Below are 20,504 nucleotides of genomic sequence, written 5' to 3'. Positions count from 1 at the left end.
AAGGGATTCCGACACAGACCGAGGCCGGGCCGACACCGCTGCGTCGTGGAGCGGACCGTGTCCTGACTGTCCGGCTGCCGAAGTCTCCACCCCCGTTGTGAGCGCAAGCCGGAACACTTCCTCGCCTTCACCGCCATCGCCGCGCCCGTCATATGTCATCGCCGGCTCACCAAGTGAAATAGACGTGGTCGGCGACCCCCCGCCTTGTGCGTCCTGGACGCCCCGCTCACCCAAACGCACGGCGACCTGGTAGACTCTTCGGCTCGTATCACAACGAGTGGGGCTACACGAACCGCCTGCTCGACCTCACCTCGTACGTAGCAACCCGGCTGCCCCGGGGTTGACGGCTCCGGCCGACCGCGGGGTCTCGCTGATCCCTTATCGTCTCCATGTTCGAGCCGCTACCGTGGCAGGTGCACGGGTAAGGCTGCGGCATGCGGTGAGGCGTTGGAGGAACAGCGGTGGTGAACGCCGAGGAGGCCCGCGAGGCACAGGTACGGCTGCCTCAGTTGCGGCTGGACGAGCTGCTGGAGGAGTTGCAGGCCCGTCTGGACGCAGCGCGCGGCACCCGGGACCGGGTCCACAGCCTCCTGGAAGCCGTGCTGTCGGTCGGTCGCGAACTCGACCTGGAGCAGGCGCTGCGCAGCATCGTCGAGGCCGCGGCGGCCCTGGTCGACGCTGAGTACGCGGCGCTCGGGGTGATCGGACCGGACGGCAAGCGACTGTCCGCCTTCCACACCGTGGGCGTCGACGCGGAGCAGATCGCGCGCATCGGCCCCTACCCGGAGGGCCACGGCATCCTGGGCGAGCTGATTCGCCACCCCGAGCCGCTGCGCCTGACCAAGCTCTCCCACCACCCCGCTTCCTACGGGTTCCCGGCCCACCACCCGCCGATGAACACCTTTCTCGGCGTTCCGATCCGGGTGCGCGATCACATCTTCGGCAACCTGTACCTGACGGAGAAGCGCGGCGGGCAGCAGTTCGACGAGGACGACGAGTCGGTGCTGGCGACGCTGGCCGTGGCGGCCGGTGTGGCGATCGACAACGCCCGTCTCTACGAGGAGTCCCGGCTCCGCGAGCGCTGGCTCCAGGCGAACGCCGAGATCACCCACACCCTGATGTCCGGCGCGGACCAGGGCCGGGTGCTGCCGCTGATCGCCGAACGGGCCAGGGAGATCACCGCCTCGGCCCTGAGCGTGGTGGCCATGCCGGTGAGCGGAACCGACACCCTTGCCGTCGAGCTCGCCGTAGGCCAGGACGCCGAAGCGTGGCGAGGGATCATACTGCCCGTGGACGGCACCCTCATCGGGCAGGCGTTCGTCCAGCGGGCGCCGGTCAGTAGCCCGGACATCTTGCGTGACTCCCGGGACTCGGCCGGTCCGCCGCGCTTCGAAGGGCTCGGCCCGGCCGTCGCCGTGCCGATCGGCACGGGCGACGAGGCCCGCGGCGTGGTGCTGCTGGTCCGGAAGTCAGACGGTCGGGAGTTCTCCGAGAAGGAGACCGAGCCGCTGCAGGTCTTCGCCGCGCAGGCCGCCGTCGCGATGGAGCTGGCGGAACGCCGCCAGGACGTCGAGCAGATCGCCCTGCTGGAGGACCGCGACCGCATCGCGCGTGATCTGCACGACCTGGCCATCCAAAGGCTTTTCGCCACCGGCATGACCCTGCAGAGCGCCGGTCGCCGCGTCCAGGACTCGATGGCCTCCGAGCGGATCCTGCGAGCGGTGGACGATCTCGACGAAACCATCAAGATCATCAGGTCGACAATCTTCGGCCTGCGGTCCCGCTCCGACGACGCGGCACCCGGCCTGCGTTCCCGTGCGGTGCGGGCGATCGGCGAGGCCGCTCCACTTCTGGGCTTCGCTCCCAGTGTTCGTATGGAGGGCCTGCTCGACACGCACGTGCCCGGTCCGACCGCTGACCACGTCATGGCCGTGCTCACCGAATCCCTGACCAATGTCGCCCGGCATGCCCGCGCCGACCGCGCCGACGTCGTGCTGGAGACGGACGGCAAGCAGGTCCGCCTGACGGTCACGGACAACGGCGTCGGCATCCCGGACGGAGGTCGCCGCAGTGGTCTGACCAACATGGCCGAGCGCGCGCAGAAGCTCGGCGGCGGCATGGAGTTGGAAAGCCCTGGTGGAAAGGGGGCGCGGCTGGTGTGGCACGCGCCGCTGGCTCAATCGCCGGACTCGACAGAGAGCGGCAGGTCCGCCGGGTGACGCACGGCGGCGGCAGGCGAGCCGCGTCATGACAGCCGCGACCGTGGTCGGATGGAAGGTGCCAGGGCGGACAACCGGCACCGTCCCGGCCCGCTGGCCCGGACTCGGGTGGGTGGGGCATCCCTGACGAGCACTCTGTTGAGCGCTCACGGGCAACGCGCCCGGCAGGGAGATGCCACGAAATGACCAGCCGCTGCGGACGCGCCATCAACGTCAGGGGCCTCGCACCCCACAGTCTTCCGCCAGCCATGGGACGCGTCTTTCCTGGACACCCCCGCGTCCCCCACGACAGCCGGGCCCCGTCGCTGTCCTCGATCGCCGGGGAGGCCCGGCGCCTGGCCGGTCTGCTGCTGTTCCAAGCCGCCGCGGTCGAACCCATTCCCGGACTGCCGCGGCGGAGGCGTCGACGTGACGCCCGTCGCCGGGGACGCCTTCGAGATGCGAGTACCGGGACACACCCTGACCGTCGATCAGCCCCGGGCCGAGGTGGTGGTGGGTCAAGGACCCGACACCCACACGCGTGGAACTCTTCGTCGCGTCCGTGGCCGCCTGCACCGCGCACTGGGCGGGCCGATATTCGGACCGGAACGGCCTGACCGTCCGGGCGGACTTTCGCACGGCCGACGACCGCCCCGCACGGGTCGCCGCCCTGTCGATGACCGTGTCAGTTCCCGTCCCTGCCGGTCGAGCCACTGGCCGCGATGCGTGCGGTGGTCTCCCACTGCACGGTGAGCAACACACTGGCCGATGCTCCCGAGGTACAAGTGCGCGTACGGTGTGCACCGGAGAGCGCAAAGACACCGCACCGGCACGTCGGCGCGGGGTGACACGCGGCAGACGGGCATTGTCGGCGGCGGGATGGCCATGCGCGGTGGGACCGGCGCAGCCTCCTGGCCCTCCCGTCCCTGGCTCGCACCGGCGCAAGCCGGAGAGCGTGGTGTTCTCAGAGCGAAAGCTGGACCGTACCGCCACGCCAGCGCCTGACCTTCACCGCGACACCGCACTGCCCGAGAGCCGAATTTGGGAGATCGACCAGAGACGGTTGCCCTCTTGGATGCGGGGGCGGGCAGCATTGAGCAGACTCCCCGTTTTGCTTCGGCCTTCTCGGGCACCTGGGCATCTCGTGAGCGTGAGGAAGTCGAGCAGGTGGGACTGGTGGGAGGAATAAGCGGGATGCTGTCCGCCTCAGTGCGTCGTGCGGGCGCCTATCTGACAGCTGGTTTGCGGGAGCCGGGGCCGGAGCGGGACGATCTCGTCCTTCTTGCCAAGGCGGCTCTGGCGGCGACCGCGTCGTGGTGCCTGGCGCGCTGGCTGCTGCCCGATGCTGTTCTGTCGTTCGCGCCGCTGACGGCGCTGCTGGTGTCGCAGGCGACGCTGTACCGCTCGTTGCGCCACGGAGCGCAGTATGTGGTCGCGCTCGTGATCGGGGCGGGGCTGGCGGCCGGGCTCGCTTCGTGAGCCGGTGTACATGTATGGACCTTCGTCCTGCTCGCGCTTGCCGGGCTGGTGCTGGCGCGGCCCAGGCCGCTGGGGGAGCATGGCTTTCAGGTCGTCGTGGTGGCCATCTTCGCGTTCGACGCGGGCCGCGGACACCTCGGGTACTGCCTGCAACTCCTGACGTCCGTCGCCCTCGGTGCGGCCTGCGGCGCGCTCGTGCAGACGCTCGTCGCGCCGGCGCGCCGCCCCGTGCGCCGCCGACAGCGGGTTGGCGACCTGTACACGAACCTCGCCGAGCTGCTGCGGACCGCTGCGCACAGCCTGCGCACCGACGACGCCTGCGCGGCACTCGCCGACGCGTCGACGTGGAGGGAGCGGGCCGCCCAGATAACGGACGAAGCGGTGGCGGCCGCAGCCTCCGTGGCTGCCGAGCAGGAGAACGCCCGGCTCAACCCCCGTCCAGATCCCGCCGACTCACCCCGTCTTCTCGCGCGCTCGCAGGCAGCCATCCAGACGGCTCGCCTCTGCGCCACTCACCTGCAGTCTCTCGCCAGGGAAATCGACCACGCGCGAGCCGACGGAAAGAAACAGTGCCTCTCCCAACGCTTCCGCTTCAGCTGCGCCGACTCGCTCCAGCATCTGGCTGACGGGCTGGAACAGACCGGACATGTCAAACGCACCACTCAGGAAGATCTGGAGGAGGCCCTGGCAAGGGCCCGGGCGTCGCTCCGCGAAATCATCGGCCTGCCCGGCGAAGCCGAGGCGCGCTGTCGGGACTGCCTGGTGCTGCGCGGCGCGCTCCTGAACGACATCGAACGCATCGCAGTGGATCTGAAGCACGCTCCCCCCGAGATGGACCAAGCCGAACAAGCCGTCCGCCGGCGACCGGGCAGGACATCCCCGGCGCGGCGCCGCTCCTCGGTCTGACAGCACTGCACAGCCCCAGCACTGTCCTCCACGGCCCCGGTCAGCGTCGCCTCCCGTCGGGATCCATATACGGTCAAGATCTCCGGACACCAGGCTGAGAGGGGTCTGAATTGCGTTCTGGCTCAGCCGGGGCTGGATGTGGGAACGCGGGGGCGGGCAGTGCACCCGAGACAGTTCTTTCTTGATGACCCGTCGTATCACCCGCGCAGGCGCCACCTGGACCAAGCCGCAGACCCCCACCGCCACCATCGCCTGGCACCGAAACCCACCCATCGCCGCAGGTCAACAGGCCCGACCTGTAGAAAAACTCACTTATCTTCCGCACAATATGATGTTTCTGCTTAATTGGGTGATCCTAAGCCTGCTTCTGATTCATTCTCATGCCCCCGGTTATCTCTAAGGCGCCGGAAGGCGGCAAGGGAGAAGGCAGGAGCAGGTATGACGTTTACGAGCCGCAAGCTGGTTGCCGCAGGACTCGGTGCGATGGCCACCGTGATGCACTTGAGCGTGCCTGCGTATGCGGACACCCCCGTGCCGTGCGGGTCCGATCTGGGCGCGGCGATCACCGGCGCCGCCAGCGGCGAAACTCTGACGTTGGACGACTACTGCGTCTACGTCCTCACGACCGCTCTGCCATCGATCGACAAGACCCTGGTCATCGACGGCAACCACGCCACCGTCCAGCGCTCCACCGCCACCGGCACCGGCAGCTTCCGCATCTTCGATGTCATTAGCGGCGGAGACCTGACGCTGATGGACCTCACTGCCATGAACGGATCGGCAGGTCTCGGCGCGGGTATCTCCGTCACCGGCGGAGGCAAGCTCACAGGCGACAACCTGACCGTCCAGGGCAACCACGGCTTTGTCGGGGGTGGCCTGTTCATCGAGGGCGGCGCCACGGCGATGCTCAACGGAGGCATGGTCAACGACAACAGTGCGGACCAGGGCGGGGGGATGCAGAATGACGGCAATCTCACCCTCAGCGGAACCCGGGTGAGCGGCAATCATCCGAACGCGGGTGGAAACGGCGGAGGTGTGCTGTCCCTGGGCGGATCACTGACCATGACCGCGGGAACCACCATCACCGGCAACACCGCCACCAGGGGCCCAGGGGGTGTGACAACCACCGGGACCGCCACGATCGACGGAACCTCCATCACCAACAACATCGGCGGATTCAGCGGAGGCATGAACGCCGCCGCCGGTACCGTCACGATCTCGAACTCCACCATCGCAGGCAACACCGCCCGACGGTTCAGGTCGAGCGATAATTTCTACGGAGGCGCTGGGCTGGAGACGTCCGCCACGACGACGCTGACCAACACCAAGGTCATCAACAACAGGAGCGTCACCGAACAGGGGCGCGGCGCCGGCATCTCGGCATTCGACGGCACGCTCACCGTGCAGGGCCAGTCCGTGATCAGCGGGAACGTCGCTTCCGGCCGGTACTCCCTGGGCGGCGGAATCTTCGCCACCGCAGAGGACGGCCCCACCAGCGTGATCGTGAGCAACTCCACCATCTCCAACAACAAGGTCACCGGCACCGGTGCCGCAGCCGGCGGGATCTACAACCTGGGTGCCGACGTCAGCCTCGACAGCGTCTCCGTCACTGGCAACTCCGCACCTTCTGCCCCAGCACCCGGCGGCATCTACACCACGACAGCGATCGCTCCGACCGGCACGACCACCATCACCGGTAACACCCCGACGAACTGCATCTTCAGCCCCGCCCCGGTGACCGGCTGCATTGGCTGACCCACTGTTGGCCAGTGGAAAGCGCCTGCCCTCGGCAGCGGAAGGGAACCCGGACGGTGCCGCGGGCGCCCTGGTAGCCCTTGTCGGCCCAGGGGATGTGGGCCTTCTCGAGGACGTTGATGATGGGTGTTCGAGGGCTGCGCGAGCGTCGTGGACGACCCCGCGCAGCGCGGGTGAGACCCACAGCAGGCAGCCGCATGGATCGGCGATGACTGCACGTTCACGCCGTGTTTCCTGTGCTTTCCGGAGCAGAAGGGCCGGTCGACGGAGATCCGGTCGATCGGGCAGCAAGGTGCAGTCCAGCAGTACGAACGCCTTGGCCGAAGCCGCGCGGAGCGCGTCCGCGAGGGCGGGGGCGAGTGAGGCCAGGACCTCGACCGCTTCAGCCGTGTAGCGGTATGCGGTGGTGGTCCCGATGCCGATGCCGATGCCGATGCCGATGCCGATACCGGCGGCGAGCTGAGCGTACGGATGGCCGTTGCGCAGGTGGGCGAGCGTGAGCAGGGCCTGCTGGCCTGCGCCAAGCGCCGCCACCACGTACTCGTCTACCTGCGGTGCCGGCGCAGCTTGGCGGACGGGAAGCGTAGGGCAGACCAGACACGTCGACGCCGGACGGGTACTTCTAACGGGGGGCGACAAGAGTGGCATGGCCCTACGGGCCGATTGATGATGATGCGGCCTTTTGGTCGGATTTACTGCTGTGTCTGGGTGACTACGCCTTGTGGCTTTTCGGGAAAGGACGGAGAGGCGGCTTTGCTTCAAGTGTCCAAGATACGGGCGAGGGTTCGTCTGTGCATCGAGGATGGCCGCACTTCAAGGAGAGCCATGAAACATAACGCCTTGTCCGGTATTGCCGCCCTGACCACGATCCTCGTCAATGGCGTGACCGCGGTACCGGCGGCCGTCGCTGGAGGAGCGGGATCGGGCTCGGGCACGCCGGTGTCGTGCGACACCGCATCCCTCACCACCGCGATCGACGCAGCGCCCTTGGGCTCTACGCTCGTCCTCGCCCGCGGCTGCACCTACCACCTGACGGCGGCCAACTCCGGAGACGACGGGCTGCCCCCCGTCGACAGGCAGCTCACCATCGAGGGTCGGGATGCCACCATCGTCCGTGACGGGCTGACGGCCGGCGACTTCCGCATTTTTCATGTCACCTCCACCGGTGACCTGCGGCTCAGCGACCTCACGATCCGTGGCGGCAACGCGCCTGACGGCGGGGGTGGGATCCTCGTCGAGGGCTCCGGCAAACTGAAGCTCAAGAAAGTCACCCTCGACAACAACACTGCCGCCGAAGAAGGAGGCGGCGTCGATGTCGAGGCAGGAGCCACGGCCGACATCTCCCGAAGCGAGTTCACCTTCAACAACGCGGGAGACACGGGCGGAGGCTTGCAATCGGACGGCGACGTCACCACCGACGGGGTCGTGTTCGACCGCAACTTCGCCGCCAATTACGGCGGGGCCATCGACCACGAGAGCGGTGACTCGGTCTACCGCAATACGACCCTCAAGAACAACATCAGCAGCGGTGATGGCGGCGCCATCGACCTAGACGCCGGCACCGCGCAGTTCATCAACAGCAAGATCATCAACAACACCACCACGGGTAGAGATGGCGGCGGAATCTGGAACGGTAACGCAGCGGTGCTGACGCTCATCAGGACGGAGGTTTCCGGAAACGTCGCCGGTGCCGCGAACAGCCGTGGCGGGGGCATCTTCAACTTCACCGGCGGCACCCTGGTGCTGCGTGACAGTTCGGTCACCCGCAACAGCGCGAACGGTTCCGGCGCTTCACAGGGCGGCGGCATCTACAACTCCGGCGGTGTGGTGTCGCTCGATCACAGTGAGGTGAACAGCAACGCCTCGACCGTCGCACCGGGAGGCGTATGGACCGACACGCAGTTCACGGTGACCCGGTCGGAGATCCGGCGCAACACCCCCACCAACTGCGACGGCAGCCCCGTCATCGTCACCGGCTGCGCCGGCTGACACAAGACAGCCCTGATCCTGTGTCCGGCGCCCCGGGCCGGTATCTGATCGCTGTCATCAGCGAGGTGCCCATCCTGCCCCCGCGACCAGGCCGTACAAGTTCTGTGGGAACAAGGCTACGTAGTCGAGGCCGCCGCCCGCGAGGGCGGCAGGACCGATCATGGCTGGACCCAGATGGCCACGACGAAATGGGCAGCCCTTTGTCAACCCATCGCTCCCTGACCTTGCTTCCCGCTCCCCGCAGTCCCTGACGGGACGCCAGTTATGTTTCGAGTCATGCCGGATCACGAGCGCCGAGCCTGACAGCGACCCATCCCGGGCCGCGGAAGACCTCTCACAGGCTATGACAAGCGCGATGCGGCGGGCCGGGGCGGCGGCAACAGCCGGAACGGCACTCGGTCGAAGACGGTGCTGACCGACGTCGGCCCGGTCGAGGTGAAGGTGCCCAGGGACGTGGCTGGCACCTTCGACCCGCAGATCGTCCGCAAGCGGCAGCGGCGGCTGACCGGTGTCGACGAGATGGTGCTCTCGCTGTCCGCGAAGGGCCTCGTCCACGGGGAGATATCGGCTCATCCGGCCGAGGTGTACGGAGCGGAGGTGTCCAAGCAGACCATCACCACGATCACGGACAAGGTGATGGAGGGCATGGCGGAATGGCAGGCCCGTCCGCTGGACCGCGTCTATCCGGTCGTCTTCGTGGACGCCGTCAACGTAAAGATTCGCGATGGCAAGGTCGCCTACCGTCCCATCTATGTGGCTATGGTGGTCACGGTCGAGGGCATCCGCGACATTCTGGGGATCTGGGCCGGTGACGGCGGCGAGGGCGCCAAGCACTGGCTCCAGGTCTTCACGGAGCTCAAGAATCGCGGAGTTGAAGACGTCCTGATGCTCGTATGCGACGGTCTGAAGGGCCTGCCCGACGCGGTCGAGACGGTCTGGCCCCGCACGGTCGTCCAGACGTGCATCGTTCACTTGATTCGCAACAGCATTTGTTACTGCGCCCACCAGGACCGGGACAAGCTCGCCAAGGACCTTCGCCCCGTCTACACCGCCCGTAGCGAGGCCGCTGCGACCGAGCGGTTCCTGGAGTTCTCCGAGAAGTGGGGCGCCAAGTATCGGGCCGTGGTCAAGCTGTGGTCCGACGCCTGGGCCGAGATGGTGCCTTTCCTCTCCTTCGACGTCGAGATCCGCAAGGCCGTGAGGGCCCGCGGCCACTTCCCCACGGAGGCCGCCGGGTTGAAGTGTGTCTATATGGCGCTGATGAGCCTCGACCCGACCGGCAAGGGACGGCGCCGCTGGACCATGCGCTGGAAGGCACCGCTGAACGCCTTCCAGATCGCCTTCGAAGGACGACTCACCCCCACCGCCGGCCACTGACCCTCAACCAACCAAGATCAGCCGTTGATTGGACACCCCCGTCGGCGCTGACGCGAACGCACGTATCACCGATGTGGGCCGCCGAACCGACTGTGTTGCGTCACCTGGGGCGGCTCATTTCGTCGGTAACCCCAGGTTGCGGGCCTCCCACAATCCTCTGTGTCACACCCCAGTGGCAGACTGCGGCACAACGAAGCTTCGGAAGGGCAGGGCGTTGCGGCAGGGGTCACCCGTCGAGCGCCACTGCTCGGGGTGGCTGGTGCCACGGGGGGAGATGTGCGGCTGTGATCTTCGACAGTCTTGATGTGTCGTACGGCGAGATGTGGGGTTCCTATCGGGGAATGACTCATCCGGACCCGATGTCGAGCGCGCTCGCGGCACGCAAGCATGCTGCCGGGATGGACTACGCGGTTCTGCTGTCCGCGCGGGAGCGACCGCTGGCACTGGTCGAATACTGGCCGCGCCGGATGTGGCGTGTGTATCTGTTCGACGACAGGTCCTGGTGCATGCAAATGATCGACCTCAAGCCGCACAGCACGGGGATGTTGCTGGCTGAGCGGAACACCCGATGGCAGTTCTCCAGCGAGCAGGAGCACTCGTCCGGTAAGTGGGATGTCCAGGAGACCACGACCGTCTCGGCCGACGGGCAGGTCGAGGTCAGGTCCGAGTTCGCCGGGCCGAGGGGAGCGTCGACGGAGCCACTGCACGCTCGAACATCCGGCCCGTCGAGCGCCCCCGTGCGGCGGTTCGCGGCGCCCGTCGAGGACTTCCAATGTCCCGTACCGGAATTCGGCGACTGGCAGGTGTTTGCGCCGTTCCTCGCCCAGCAGGGACACGAGCCCGCCACGACCGTAGTCCTGAACGACGTGTCGGTGGACGAAGGATCAGGACCTCTGCGCGCGACCGGAATCGAGCAACTGTTCAATCCGGGCGCGTGCGACACTCCGGACGGGCCGGCCGTCGTCGAGCCCGTTGAGGCCGGTCTGCTGCGGATCACTTCAGGGCAGCTGGCGGTCTCGGACCCCGGCTGGGTCGGAGACCCGCGGACCGTCGCTGTGCCACTGGGCGAGTTCCCGGTCACGCTATCGCTATTGCGCACGGCACGCGGGGCCGGAGTCGCCGCGGCCAGGGTGGCGTTCCTGGACACCCCGCCCCGCGAGTGGGAAATGGCCCTCCGGCCCGACGAGGACCTAGGGCTGCTCGGTGAGGGCCAGTTCTACGGGGTCGGCGTGGATACCGGCACAGCGGCTTTCATGGATGCGACTCGGACGGTGATCGAAGACCAGCTGGACGAGGACCTGTTCGTACCCCTCGACAGCCAATTCAGCGTCGAACTGCCCGGCACGAGTTCCGAGCCGAACCTCATTGCCTTCCGCGCCGGCCAGGGCGACGGGGCCTATCCCGTCTGGATCGGCCGCACCGATGACGGACAGGTTGGTTGCGTCGTCGTCGACTTCCAGCTCCATTCCGCCGACGGGCGAGAGTAGGGCGCTGCCGACCACCGGCGCGAGGCCGCACTGCCCGAAACCGAGACCACGACGAACCTCCAGAGTGCACAAGGCGATTGAGAAGCTCGACAACTCGAGCACCGACTTCGGCCTGGTGGACGCCTTCCCGGAAGACGTCAAGGAAGCTCGCCAGCGGTACTACGCGTCGATGCACATGGGCGATGGGGCCACCGACGTAATACACCGGCATGGTGGGCCAGCAAGTCCAGCAGGGCGTGTATCCCGCACAGATACGCAGAAGTTCCCGCACACGGGAGCCGCCTTCGGTGGGATCGGCGTCAGCCCAATCGCTCGGCCGACGACGGACACCCACGATCGGTCTCGCGCACACTCATGGCGGGCCTGAACTCGCCATGTTCGGGCTCGATGTCCACGCCATGCACCGCATGCTCAACACTCTCGGAGAGAAGTCCGCCGCGGGCGAAGCATTGGCGGACGGCCAGAGCCATTCTGATGTTGTCGTCGGGCATCGTGTCGCGCTCAGGCAGGTTGATCGCGGCTGGTACCGGACCTTCTTCGGGCAGGCCATCGGGTTCTACCGGCGGCCGCCTCTCCCCATGCTGCAAGTCGCGTGGCCTGGTGCCGAGGGCCGTTTCCACTGGGATAAGCAGGCTGGCGAGAGGCATCGTGAGTCACAGCCTCAGTTGTGGCTGCCCCGAGTGGCCATCCTGTCGGGATCTGGACGATCGAACTCTGATCTCTTGGCTGGGAAGCAGCGAGCCGACACCGGGCGATGCACTACTGAAGCAAGATGATCTTGCATAGGGGTTCGAATCCGGCTCGGCCATAGAGCTGTCTCTTGATCTTTTTGATGCGGTTCACGGCGCCTTCGATGCTGCCCGAGCTCCATTCCAGGGTGAGGCCGGCGGTCACGGCGTCGAGGTCGCGGAGCAGGTGGCGTGCGAAGCCGGTGAGCCCGGGCATCTGGCTGGCGTCGACAGCGTCGATCCATGCAGGGAGCGTGGCGCCGAGGCGGCCGGTGAGTATCTCACCAAACTCGCGATCGTGTCCGGCGGCCGTTTCCAATTCGGGACAGCGGGCCAGGACGTCCTTCAGGCCGACGCGGTCCTCCTCGCTCAGGGCGGTGGGGTGGCGGGTGAGCCGGCCGGTCACCTGCCGTACCGTCGGCGACCGCGGCGGTGCGGCGGACGGAGCCCCTCGCAAGGTGGCGATGTGCGCTCGGACCATGCCATAGGTGACGGGAGCTTGCTCGGCGACCAGCTCGCTGTGCAGTCGCGTGACGCTGGTGCATCCCTCGGCGAATCGCCGTTCCAGGTAGGGCTTGCAAGGGTCCAACCTGCTGGACCGGGGCCGGTTCTCGCGGATGGTGTCCTGTCAGCGTGCGGCGTTCGTGTATCGGAGCACGGTGTTGAGACCCCAGCTCAGGTGCCTGGCGATCGCCCGACGTGAGTGCCCCTGAGCGAGCATCCCGTGGACCAGGGCGTGTGCGGCCTTCTTGCGCTCGGCCCGCCGACCGACGGGCTCCGCGTCGGTCTGCGGCCGATCCGAAGCCGGTCGAGTGTCCTGTGACAGGAGGCTGCTGGGCCTCTGGTTGCGCAAGCAGTCGCGATGCGCGGCGACGCAAGTCTCCACGGCCCGGCCGAGTCCCTGATGTTGCAGCTCAGGGTGGTGTGGCGGACCCGATGATTGAGGGGTGCGAGGCTCCGGATAGGACAGCTGTCGACCCAGACTCGAAACCCCGATCGGGAGCCTCGCCATGCTGTCCTGCCCCGCCACGATTCCGCTGTCCAGCCGGACCCTGAACCACCTCGCCGACCGCATCCGCGGCCACCGCCAGCAGCGCCGGTCCCGCTGGCGGCGCCTCGAGCCCGGTCGCCGAGCCCTGCTCGCCCTGGCCCACCTGCGCATCGGTGACACCTACACCCGCCTCGCGGCCGGCTTCCAGATCGGCGTCGCCACCGCCTGGCGCTACGTTCAGGAAGCCATCTCCCTACTCAGCACAGCCGCCGACGGCCTGGACACCGCCACGCGGCGCATCCGGCAGCTGGCGTACGCGATCCTGGACGGCACGCTGAACTCGATCGACCGGGTCGCCGACCAGAAGCCGTACTACTCCGGCAAACACAAACGGCACGGCGTGAACGTGCAGGTATCGCGGACGCCGCCGGCGGCTTGTCTGGGCATCACCGGCACTACCCGGCTCGGCGCATGATCTACCGCCGCCCGGGCCCACGGCATCATCGACGCGCTGACCAGCGAGAAGGTGATGACCTTCGCCGACAAGGAGTACCAAGGCGCCCGCGGAAGCGTCCGCACGCCGTTCAAACGACGTCGATTCAGGCTCAAGCTGTCCCGGCGGCAGAAGGCCGTCAACCGCGCCCACGCGAAGATCCGCGCTCGCGGCGAACGGGCCATCGCTACCCTCAAAACCTGGAGAATCCTGGTCAAGCTGCGCTGCTGCCCGCGCCGAGCCACCGCAATCGTGCAGGCCATCCTCGTCCTGCACCATGTCGAGTCACCGCGCTACGAAGGATGAAACGGCTCACTGGATGCGGCTCGTCTGCGATCGATGTGCCGGCGCGGTCGCCGGTGCCCGGCAGGTCCTCGGCGAGCCGGCCTGCGAGTGCGCTCACCGGGCATCGGCCGGGTGAGGACGCCGAGTGTGAGCAGAGCGAGCGCCGGCAGCACGGCGACGATGATTCCCATCGGCAAGGCGTCGGTGGCGCCACCCGCGCCGGCCAGCGGAGCAAGTGCCCCGCCGAACATGAACTGGCTGAAGCCGAGCAGAGCGGCGGCCGACCCGGCGTGTCCGCCGTGGTCGGCCAGGGCCTGGGCCGTGGCGTTCGGCATGACCAGGCCCACGCTGGAGACCAGGACGAACAGGCCGATCAGGAGCACGGGCAGGGGTGCCCGTGTCAGCACCGCGCCCAGGACCGTGGTGCCACCGGCTGTCGCGCCCAGCAGACCGGCGAGCAGCAGCACGCGGGCGCCGGCCCGGGCCACCAGCCGGCCGCTGATCTGGGCGGCCACAATGAGTCCGGCGGCGTTGACGGCGAACACGGCGCTGTACTGCTGCGGTGACAGGCCGTGGATTTCCTGCAGGACGAACGGCGAGCCGGAGATGTAGGCGAACATCGCCGCGAAGACCAGGCCGTTGGCCAGGACGTAACCGGTGAAGACCCGGTCGCTGAGCAGCTGCCCGACGACGGCCGGCAGCGGCTGGCGTGACGCGGAGGGCCGGGTCTCCGGCAGTCCTGCGGCGGAGGCCGCTAGCATCACGGCGCCGAGTACGGCCAGGGCCACGAAGATTCCAGGCCAGGCTGTGACGCGCAGTAGCTGGCCGCCGAGGACCGGCGCGAACACCGGCGCCAGGCCGGTGATCAAGGTCAGTGCGGAGAAGAGACGTGCGGTGCGGGTTCCGGAGGTGCGGTCGCGGACCATGGCGTTGGCGATGACGATGCCGAACGCCCCGCCGATGCCCTGGACCAGGCGTAGGCCGACTAGGGTCCGGACGTCGGGCGCCACCGCGCAGAGCGCGCTGGCGATCGTGTAGAGGGCGAGGCCCGCCAGCAACGGACGCCGCCGGCCGTAGGTGTCGCTCAGCGGCCCGGCGATCAGCTGCCCGATGGCCAGCCCGGCCAGGCAGGCGGTGATGGTGAGCTGGGTGGCCGCGGCGCTGGCGCGCAGGTCGCCGGCGAGATCCGGCAGTCCGGGCAGGTAGCCGTCGATGGACAGTGGTCCCAGGGCCACGAGCGCTGCGAGCAGGACGATGAATCGGGTGTGCCGGCCGGCGGCGTCGTTGCTCATGGCTCAGTACGCCACGGTGATGCGCCGGCGGATGGCGGTGCCGCTCTCGATCGTGTCGGCCAAGGCGATCGCGTAGTCGGCGTACGAGATGCGGCTGTTGCCGTCGTCGTCGGTGAGCAGGGTGTCCCCGGCGCTGCGGTAGGCCCCGGTCCGCTCGCCCGCTCCGATGACCGCGGCGGGCGACACGTACGTCCAGTCGAGGTCGTGCACGCCGCGGTAGAGGTCGAGCGCTTCGGACTGGGCCTGGGCGTTGGCCTTCCACAGCGCGGGGAAGTCCGGGTCGTCCATGACCCGGGCGCCGGTCGGCGTGCGCAGGCTACCGGCACCGCCGATGGTGACCAGGCGGGTGACGCCGGCTCGGCGGAGTCCGTCGATCAGCGCACGGGCGGCACCGACGATCGTGGCGCGGTCGCTTTCCTGGCCGATCCGGGGGCCGACGGCCGAGAGCACGGCGTCGTGGGAGGCGGCGAGGCCGGCGACCGCCGCGGGGTCGGTGACGTCACCGGTGGTCACGGTCAGGGCCTTGTGCTCGAGGCCGTCGACGTGGCCGGCTCGGGTGACCGCGGTGACGGTGTGGCCGCGCCGCAGCAATTCCTCGGTGGTGGGCCGACCGATGTTGCCGCTGGCACCGAACAGGACGATCTTCATGTGTTGCTCCTTGTTTCTGATGGTCAGAGGACGGGCTGGCCGTCGGCGATGATGGCCGCGGTGATGCCCCGCTCGTCGGCGGCGTGCTGAAAGCGCTGCTCGATGTCGGGTTGTTCGGTGTAGAACGGCGGGTTGTGGAACAGGCCGTAGTGCATGGCGCAGACGGTGCCGGCGCCGAGTGCGACGGCGGCCTCGACGCCCTGCTCGGGGGTCATGGTCGCCGGGACGTTGGACGCGTAGCCCTCGAAGTGGGCGATGACGCCGTTGACCGGGACGAACGCGACGTCGAACGGGCCGTGGTCGCGGGCGATCTGCCACCAGCTGCCGTGCCACTGGGTGTCGCCGCAGTGGATGACCCGCCGGCCGTTGCCTTCGACGACCCAGGCGACCTGGTCACAGTCGTTGCCGCGCCAGTCCAGCGAGGTCACCGGGGTGACGGTCAGCTTTCCGATGCGCCGTGACTGGCCCAGGTCCTGGGCAACGGGGGTGATGCCCGCCTCGCGCAGCGCGGCCGCGCTCGGGGTGTGGCAGCCGATCGTGCCGGTGGCCGCGATCCGGGCGATCAGGTCGTGGTCGTAGTGGTCGGGGTGCAGGTGGGTGATGAGGGCGTGGGTGCCGGGCGGGGTGTCGACCGGGTCGACCGGCCGGTGCGGCGGTCCCATCACCGGTGCCAGCGGAGCGACGTTCTCGAGCGGGTCGATCAGCAGGCGGGTGTCGCCGAGACGGATCTCGACGCCGGCCCAGGCCAGCCGACGCACGGAAAGGGTGGTGGTCATGGGCAGCGACGCTAGACCGACGTTGTTGAGAAAGTCAACAAGGGAGTTTCGAATCTCAACGTCACAATGTAGGGTGGTGGCATGCGCACCTACGGGCAGTACTGCGGCATCGCGAAAGCACTGGACACCATCGGCGACCGATGGACCCTGCTGATCGTCCGCGAACTACTCGCCCTTGGTCCTTGCCGGCACACCGACCTGCGCAACGGGCTGCCCGGGATCGCCAGCAACCTGCTGGTCGACCGGCTCCGCGAACTCGAGGAAGCCGGCCTGATCCACCGCGAGGCCGCCCCGCCGCCGGTGGCCACCACCCTGTTCTCCCTCACCGAGCGTGGCCGCGCGCTGGAGCCGGTGCTGAAGGAACTGAGCCGATGGGGAATTCCGCTGTTGCGTGAGCCGGCCGGCAGCGACACCTTCCGTACCCACTGGCTGGACATGCCCGCCCGGGCACTGACCGACCACCGCCCCGACCAGCCGGCAATCGCCCTGCAATTGCACGCCGACGGCAACGAAGACCTGGTCATCGAAGTCAAGGACGGCTCGGTGCACACCCACGCCGGCCGGGTCGACCACCCCACCGCGTCCCTGACCGGACCGCCGCACCTGCTGGCCGCGACCCTGCTCGGCGACCTCGATCTGAGCGCCGCAGTACAGCAAGGCCTGCGGCTCAGCGGCGAACACGAGGCAGTACTGCGCATCCTGCCCCGCTGAACGACCGGCCGCTCGCGAGACTGCGACCTCAAGCTCTACCGAGTCTGCGCCGGCCTCAAAAACGGTCCATTGAGCGTTTTTCAACTGGCTTTGGGCAGCTGAGGGCGCGTATCGGGGTAGAGCGCGGGGTCGGGTGAGGCTCCCGGTAGGACAAGCAATCGACCAAGAAAGATGCCCCTCCCGGGCGCCTCGTTGCTGTCCTACCCTGCCGCGATCCCGCTGTCCACCCGAGCGCTGAATCACCTCGCCGACCTGATCCGCACCCATCGCCAGCAACGCCGATCACACTGGCGCCGCCTCAAACCCGGCCGTCAAGCGCTCCTGGCGTGGCCCACCTTCGCAACGGCGACACGTTCACCCGGCTGGCAGCCGGCTTCCAGATCGGGGTGGCCACCGCCTGGCGCTACGTCCGCGAAGCGATCACCCTGCTCGCGGCGACCGCCGAGCACCTGCAGACAGCCATGACCTGGATTTGCCTCCTGGCCTACGCGATCCTCGGCGGCACCCTTACCGATCGACCGTGTCCACCATCAGAAGCCCTATTACTCCGGAAAACATCGCCGCCACGGTATGAACGTCCAGGTCATCGCGGACGCTGCGGGACGTCTCGTCTGGGCCTCGGCCGCGCTGCCGGGCTCGACACACGACCTGACCGCCGCCCGGACCCGTAACAGCCTGTGTCACCGCATCAGAACGTCTGCGCGAAGGCCCTGCGGGACCTTCGCCAGCGGCTGGGGGTCGCGCCGGTGCGGTCACTGTTCGAGGTGCTCGCCGGGCCGCTGGCCCGCCCGACCACGCGATCGGGGTCGGTGTCGGGGACGGACTCGGCGGCCTCGACCATCACGGCTCGTAGGGACTGGTAGAGCGTGAGCAGGGCCCTGCCCTCATCTCCCGGGAGAAATACTGGGCAGCCCCTCGCCGACCTGGTGCGCGGCGGCCGGCTGCGAACGTTGGTCCAGAACGTGTTCCCGCTCGACGCCGCAGCCGACGCGCTGGCCGGCGTCGGGCGCGGAACCGCTTCGACGCCCCTACCGCGACCGTGGGTGCGCTGCACCCGCCATCGGTGCTTCATCGATCGAGTACCAGCTTGGGCACTTGCTGCCGCAGCGCAGCGCAACGGTCGCGCGGGCGGGGCCTGCTACCGAAAGAGGCACTTTGAACTTGTGCGGGCGAATCCCGTCCAGCATGGGGAGGTGGTACTCGAGTGGAGCACGTGTCCAGGGACCGCTGCATCACCAGGGCAGTCCGCGGCGGATCTGGGCAGTCCCTGGCAGGGGCTGCCCCGGTACCCCCTCCGCGCGCGCCCTACAGGGCCCATGCCGCCATACTCCGCTAAAGAGCGCAGGAGGCTCGCGGAACAGCGAACGCCTGTCGAGGAGTTGCTCGAACCGGATGGATCATGCCGGAGGTGCCACAGACTGTGCGGTGGCGGCTTGCGTGGTCGGTGCGGTCCTCGCCTTGGAACGGGCGCGCTTGCTGTAGCTGATGGTCCAGAAGATCAGTGCGCCGGTGACCACGTACGGCAGGACGCTGTTGACCGTCACCATCTGGCTGTGTGGGAGCGTGTAGACCAAGGCAATCCGGAGCACTGCCTCGACGATGAACGCCACGCCCCAGACCACGGTCAGGTTGCGCTGCACGATGCGGAATCCCTCGAACTGCCACAGCCCGTTCCACCAGGCCACCTGTGCCGCTGTGCCGTCGGTGGCGAATTTGCGGCCGAAGTAGAACATCAGCGGGCGAGGCGCTGTCAAGGTCACCAGGCAGAGCAGACCGAACAGGCCAGTGACGAAGGAGTCCTTTGCCAGAAGCAGTCTGGCGTCGTGCGGGCCCACGAACGAGATGACAGCGGTGAGCGCGACGAAGACCAGCGAAACGACTGCGAACTCGTCGGCTCGACGGTGCCAGGCCAGGTAGACGGCGATGTCGAGTACCGGGCCAAGGCCGGAGAGCAGGACGGAGGTGAAATCGCTGTAGCCATGAGCCTGGAGCTGGTTGTAGATCAGGATCGGCGCGATCACGTTCAGGCCGATGCTGAGCAGCCAGCCGAGCACAGCAGCGGAACCCTTGCGCGCAGGCGGATGTGAGGTCTGGTCAGACATGGGTGTTCCTCCCCCGGGGATGACACGGTATTGCGTGGATGTTTCATGGCACGTTCGCTGGAACGCCGACCCGGTGATCAGACCGGGTGGGCATCCGGAGCTTCAGCCGTCGAACACTGACTGAAGACTTGGGATCACCACAACACCCGTTCACTTGTCGGTTACATGATCGACAAGACCCTACTCGAACAACGCCACACGTACGCCTGGCCGTGGCTGAGGCGAGGTCAGCTGAAGGCGACGCTGGATACGCGGTCGTCGACCCTCCTTGGCTTGCCCCCACGGCCTACGCCGAAGCCCCGCCCGGGACGGGGCTTCGGGCACGGAGCGCGGCCGCTGGAGTAGGGGCCGCGTCACCTCCTTCCAGGCGACTCCGACCTCCATCACGGCGTCCCCTTCGACCGCCCGCGCCGAGGTCTTCGACTGCATCGAGACCTTCTGCAACCGCCGCCGACTGCGCAAGCGCAAGGTCGTCGGCTACCTCACCCCAGCCGAGACCCGACAGCGGCACCAACACGACCTCGCCGCATGAGGATCGAGTTTCCAAGATCACGGGGAGGCTTCACATGACGGCTCCCCCTGCTTCTCTGACTCGACGCTCCGATGCTCTCGCGCACCGCTGACAATCGATCTTGCTTCCAGGACCGGAGGAAGAGCCACGGGCCCTACGTGGTCCTGTCCTGATGGTCACGTATGATCCAGGCTCGCAATTCGATCAACTGTCGCAGTCAGCCACTTAGTTGGAGACTTCTCCACATCACGGACCATGGATGACTGCGCAGGGGGAAGGAAGAAGACCGAATGAAGTCGACCGGACTGCGTCGCATCGCCGGAACCGCGCTCGCCGCTGTGGCGATCGCGGCCGGCACTCTTGCGGCCGCGCCTTCGGCAGCAGCCAAGGCCAACGGGCTCGCCATCGACAAGGTGTCGTTCACGGAGCCGAACGTGCAGGTGAAGCTGACCTACTCCTGCGACCCCGGCCTGGGCCAGGAGCTCGTGGCCCAGGCGACGACGCTCGACGCCGATCGCACCGACGGTGGCACTGCCATGGGCGTCATCAGGGAAAGCAAGCTCGTCTGCGACTACAAGGACCACAACGCGAAGGTGACCCTGCGCCCGGCCTACGGCACTCACTTCGCCAAGGGCGACAAGGTGAGGGTCGCTCTCTACCTCAGTGCCGACGACGGGTCCGTCACCGCCGACCTGACGGCCGTCACCGTGCTGTGAGCCGGCAGCCGTACCGGCGGGGCGGCGTTCCGGCATCCCGGGCACGGGGCTGCTGACCCG

The 20,504-nt window shown here is 67.9% G+C and carries 15 protein-coding genes and 5 pseudogenes; 14 read left to right on the top strand and 6 right to left on the bottom strand.

All coding sequences use genetic code 11. The features are described 5' to 3' along the window. Window positions 1-24: 24 nt before the first annotated feature. The 5 genes and pseudogenes from ACIPK3_RS21655 to ACIPK3_RS21635 form a co-directional block, all read left to right on the top strand. Window positions 25-177: pseudogene (locus ACIPK3_RS21655) on the top strand (IS5/IS1182 family transposase); the annotation flags it as partial. Between the two features lie 284 nt (window positions 178-461). Beyond that, entirely contained in the window at window positions 462-2,219 is a 1,758-nt protein-coding gene (locus tag ACIPK3_RS21650; RefSeq protein WP_402571936.1) for a GAF domain-containing protein, read from the top strand. A 1,050-nt stretch (window positions 2,220-3,269) separates the two neighbouring features. Continuing rightward, window positions 3,270-3,677, top strand: coding sequence for a hypothetical protein (locus ACIPK3_RS21645; protein WP_402571935.1), 408 nt, complete (start codon window positions 3,270-3,272; stop codon window positions 3,675-3,677). 99 nt (window positions 3,678-3,776) lie between these two features. Then, window positions 3,777-4,583 (top strand): hypothetical protein, encoded by an 807-nt coding sequence (locus ACIPK3_RS21640; RefSeq protein ID WP_402571933.1) that lies wholly within the window; start codon window positions 3,777-3,779, stop codon window positions 4,581-4,583. A gap of 483 nt (window positions 4,584-5,066) precedes the next feature. Beyond that, the gene (locus tag ACIPK3_RS21635; RefSeq protein WP_402571931.1) at window positions 5,067-6,338 is read left to right on the top strand and encodes a hypothetical protein; all 1,272 of its coding nucleotides are present in this window, start codon (window positions 5,067-5,069) and stop codon (window positions 6,336-6,338) included. On the opposite strand, the pseudogene ACIPK3_RS21630 reads toward ACIPK3_RS21635, so the two are convergent. Continuing rightward, a pseudogene (locus ACIPK3_RS21630) lies at window positions 6,331-6,939 on the bottom strand (transposase family protein); the annotation flags it as partial. The gene ACIPK3_RS21635 and the pseudogene ACIPK3_RS21630 overlap by 8 nt on opposite strands. A 224-nt stretch (window positions 6,940-7,163) precedes the next feature. Between ACIPK3_RS21630 and ACIPK3_RS21625 the strand changes: the two are divergent. The 4 genes and pseudogenes from ACIPK3_RS21625 (at window position 7,164) to ACIPK3_RS21610 (ending at window position 11,967) form a co-directional block, all read left to right on the top strand. Then, the gene (locus ACIPK3_RS21625) at window positions 7,164-8,327 is read left to right on the top strand and encodes a hypothetical protein (protein ID WP_402571929.1); all 1,164 of its coding nucleotides are present in this window, start codon (window positions 7,164-7,166) and stop codon (window positions 8,325-8,327) included. A gap of 339 nt (window positions 8,328-8,666) precedes the next feature. Continuing rightward, window positions 8,667-9,704 (top strand): annotated as a pseudogene (locus tag ACIPK3_RS21620) (IS256 family transposase); the annotation flags it as partial. 284 nt (window positions 9,705-9,988) lie between these two features. Further along, the gene (locus tag ACIPK3_RS21615) at window positions 9,989-11,191 is read left to right on the top strand and encodes a DUF4241 domain-containing protein (RefSeq protein WP_402571927.1); all 1,203 of its coding nucleotides are present in this window, start codon (window positions 9,989-9,991) and stop codon (window positions 11,189-11,191) included. Between the two features lie 209 nt (window positions 11,192-11,400). After that, window positions 11,401-11,967 (top strand): DUF4262 domain-containing protein, encoded by a 567-nt coding sequence (locus ACIPK3_RS21610; RefSeq protein ID WP_402571925.1) that lies wholly within the window; start codon window positions 11,401-11,403, stop codon window positions 11,965-11,967. Here ACIPK3_RS21610 and ACIPK3_RS21605 read toward each other — a convergent pair. After that, the gene (locus ACIPK3_RS21605; RefSeq protein WP_402571923.1) at window positions 11,951-12,325 is read right to left on the bottom strand and encodes a transposase; all 375 of its coding nucleotides are present in this window, start codon (window positions 12,323-12,325) and stop codon (window positions 11,951-11,953) included. The two genes, ACIPK3_RS21610 and ACIPK3_RS21605, sit on opposite strands and share 17 nt — an antisense overlap. A gap of 604 nt (window positions 12,326-12,929) precedes the next feature. On the opposite strand from ACIPK3_RS21605, the pseudogene ACIPK3_RS21600 reads away from it, so the two are divergent. Next, window positions 12,930-13,709: pseudogene (locus ACIPK3_RS21600) on the top strand (transposase family protein). Here the strand turns inward: ACIPK3_RS21600 and ACIPK3_RS21595 are convergent. The 3 genes from ACIPK3_RS21595 to ACIPK3_RS21585 are packed head-to-tail and all read right to left on the bottom strand — an operon-like array spanning window position 13,697 to window position 16,404. Continuing rightward, entirely contained in the window at window positions 13,697-14,980 is a 1,284-nt protein-coding gene (locus ACIPK3_RS21595; protein WP_402571921.1) for a multidrug effflux MFS transporter, read from the bottom strand. The pseudogene ACIPK3_RS21600 and the gene ACIPK3_RS21595 overlap by 13 nt on opposite strands. A 3-nt stretch (window positions 14,981-14,983) precedes the next feature. Then, window positions 14,984-15,628, bottom strand: a complete 645-nt coding sequence (locus ACIPK3_RS21590) for an NAD(P)-dependent oxidoreductase (RefSeq protein ID WP_201883201.1) — start codon at window positions 15,626-15,628, stop codon at window positions 14,984-14,986. Window positions 15,629-15,651: 23 nt separating this feature from the next. Next, complete coding sequence (locus ACIPK3_RS21585) at window positions 15,652-16,404, bottom strand: MBL fold metallo-hydrolase (RefSeq protein ID WP_402571919.1); 753 nt, start codon at window positions 16,402-16,404, stop codon at window positions 15,652-15,654. 81 nt (window positions 16,405-16,485) lie between these two features. Between ACIPK3_RS21585 and ACIPK3_RS21580 the strand changes: the two genes are divergently transcribed. Beyond that, complete coding sequence (locus ACIPK3_RS21580) at window positions 16,486-17,115, top strand: winged helix-turn-helix transcriptional regulator (RefSeq protein ID WP_402571917.1); 630 nt, start codon at window positions 16,486-16,488, stop codon at window positions 17,113-17,115. A gap of 192 nt (window positions 17,116-17,307) precedes the next feature. Further along, window positions 17,308-17,985 (top strand): annotated as a pseudogene (locus tag ACIPK3_RS21575) (transposase family protein). 527 nt (window positions 17,986-18,512) lie between these two features. Here the strand turns inward: ACIPK3_RS21575 and ACIPK3_RS21570 are convergent. Then, the gene (locus tag ACIPK3_RS21570; RefSeq protein WP_402571915.1) at window positions 18,513-19,217 is read right to left on the bottom strand and encodes a VC0807 family protein; all 705 of its coding nucleotides are present in this window, start codon (window positions 19,215-19,217) and stop codon (window positions 18,513-18,515) included. A 268-nt stretch (window positions 19,218-19,485) separates the two neighbouring features. Between ACIPK3_RS21570 and ACIPK3_RS21565 the strand changes: the two genes are divergently transcribed. Beyond that, window positions 19,486-19,749 (top strand): hypothetical protein, encoded by a 264-nt coding sequence (locus ACIPK3_RS21565; protein ID WP_402571913.1) that lies wholly within the window; start codon window positions 19,486-19,488, stop codon window positions 19,747-19,749. A 269-nt stretch (window positions 19,750-20,018) separates the two neighbouring features. Next, on the top strand, window positions 20,019-20,444 hold the full coding sequence (locus ACIPK3_RS21560) for a hypothetical protein (protein WP_402571911.1): 426 nt from the start codon (window positions 20,019-20,021) through the stop codon (window positions 20,442-20,444). The last annotated feature ends 60 nt before the right edge of the window (window positions 20,445-20,504 follow it).

The organism is Streptomyces sp. NPDC086787, from assembly GCF_044745865.1.
Classification (GTDB): Bacteria; Actinomycetota; Actinomycetes; order Streptomycetales; family Streptomycetaceae; genus Streptomyces.
Note: the sequence above shows the minus strand (reverse complement) of the source record. Positions and strands in the feature narration are given on the sequence as shown.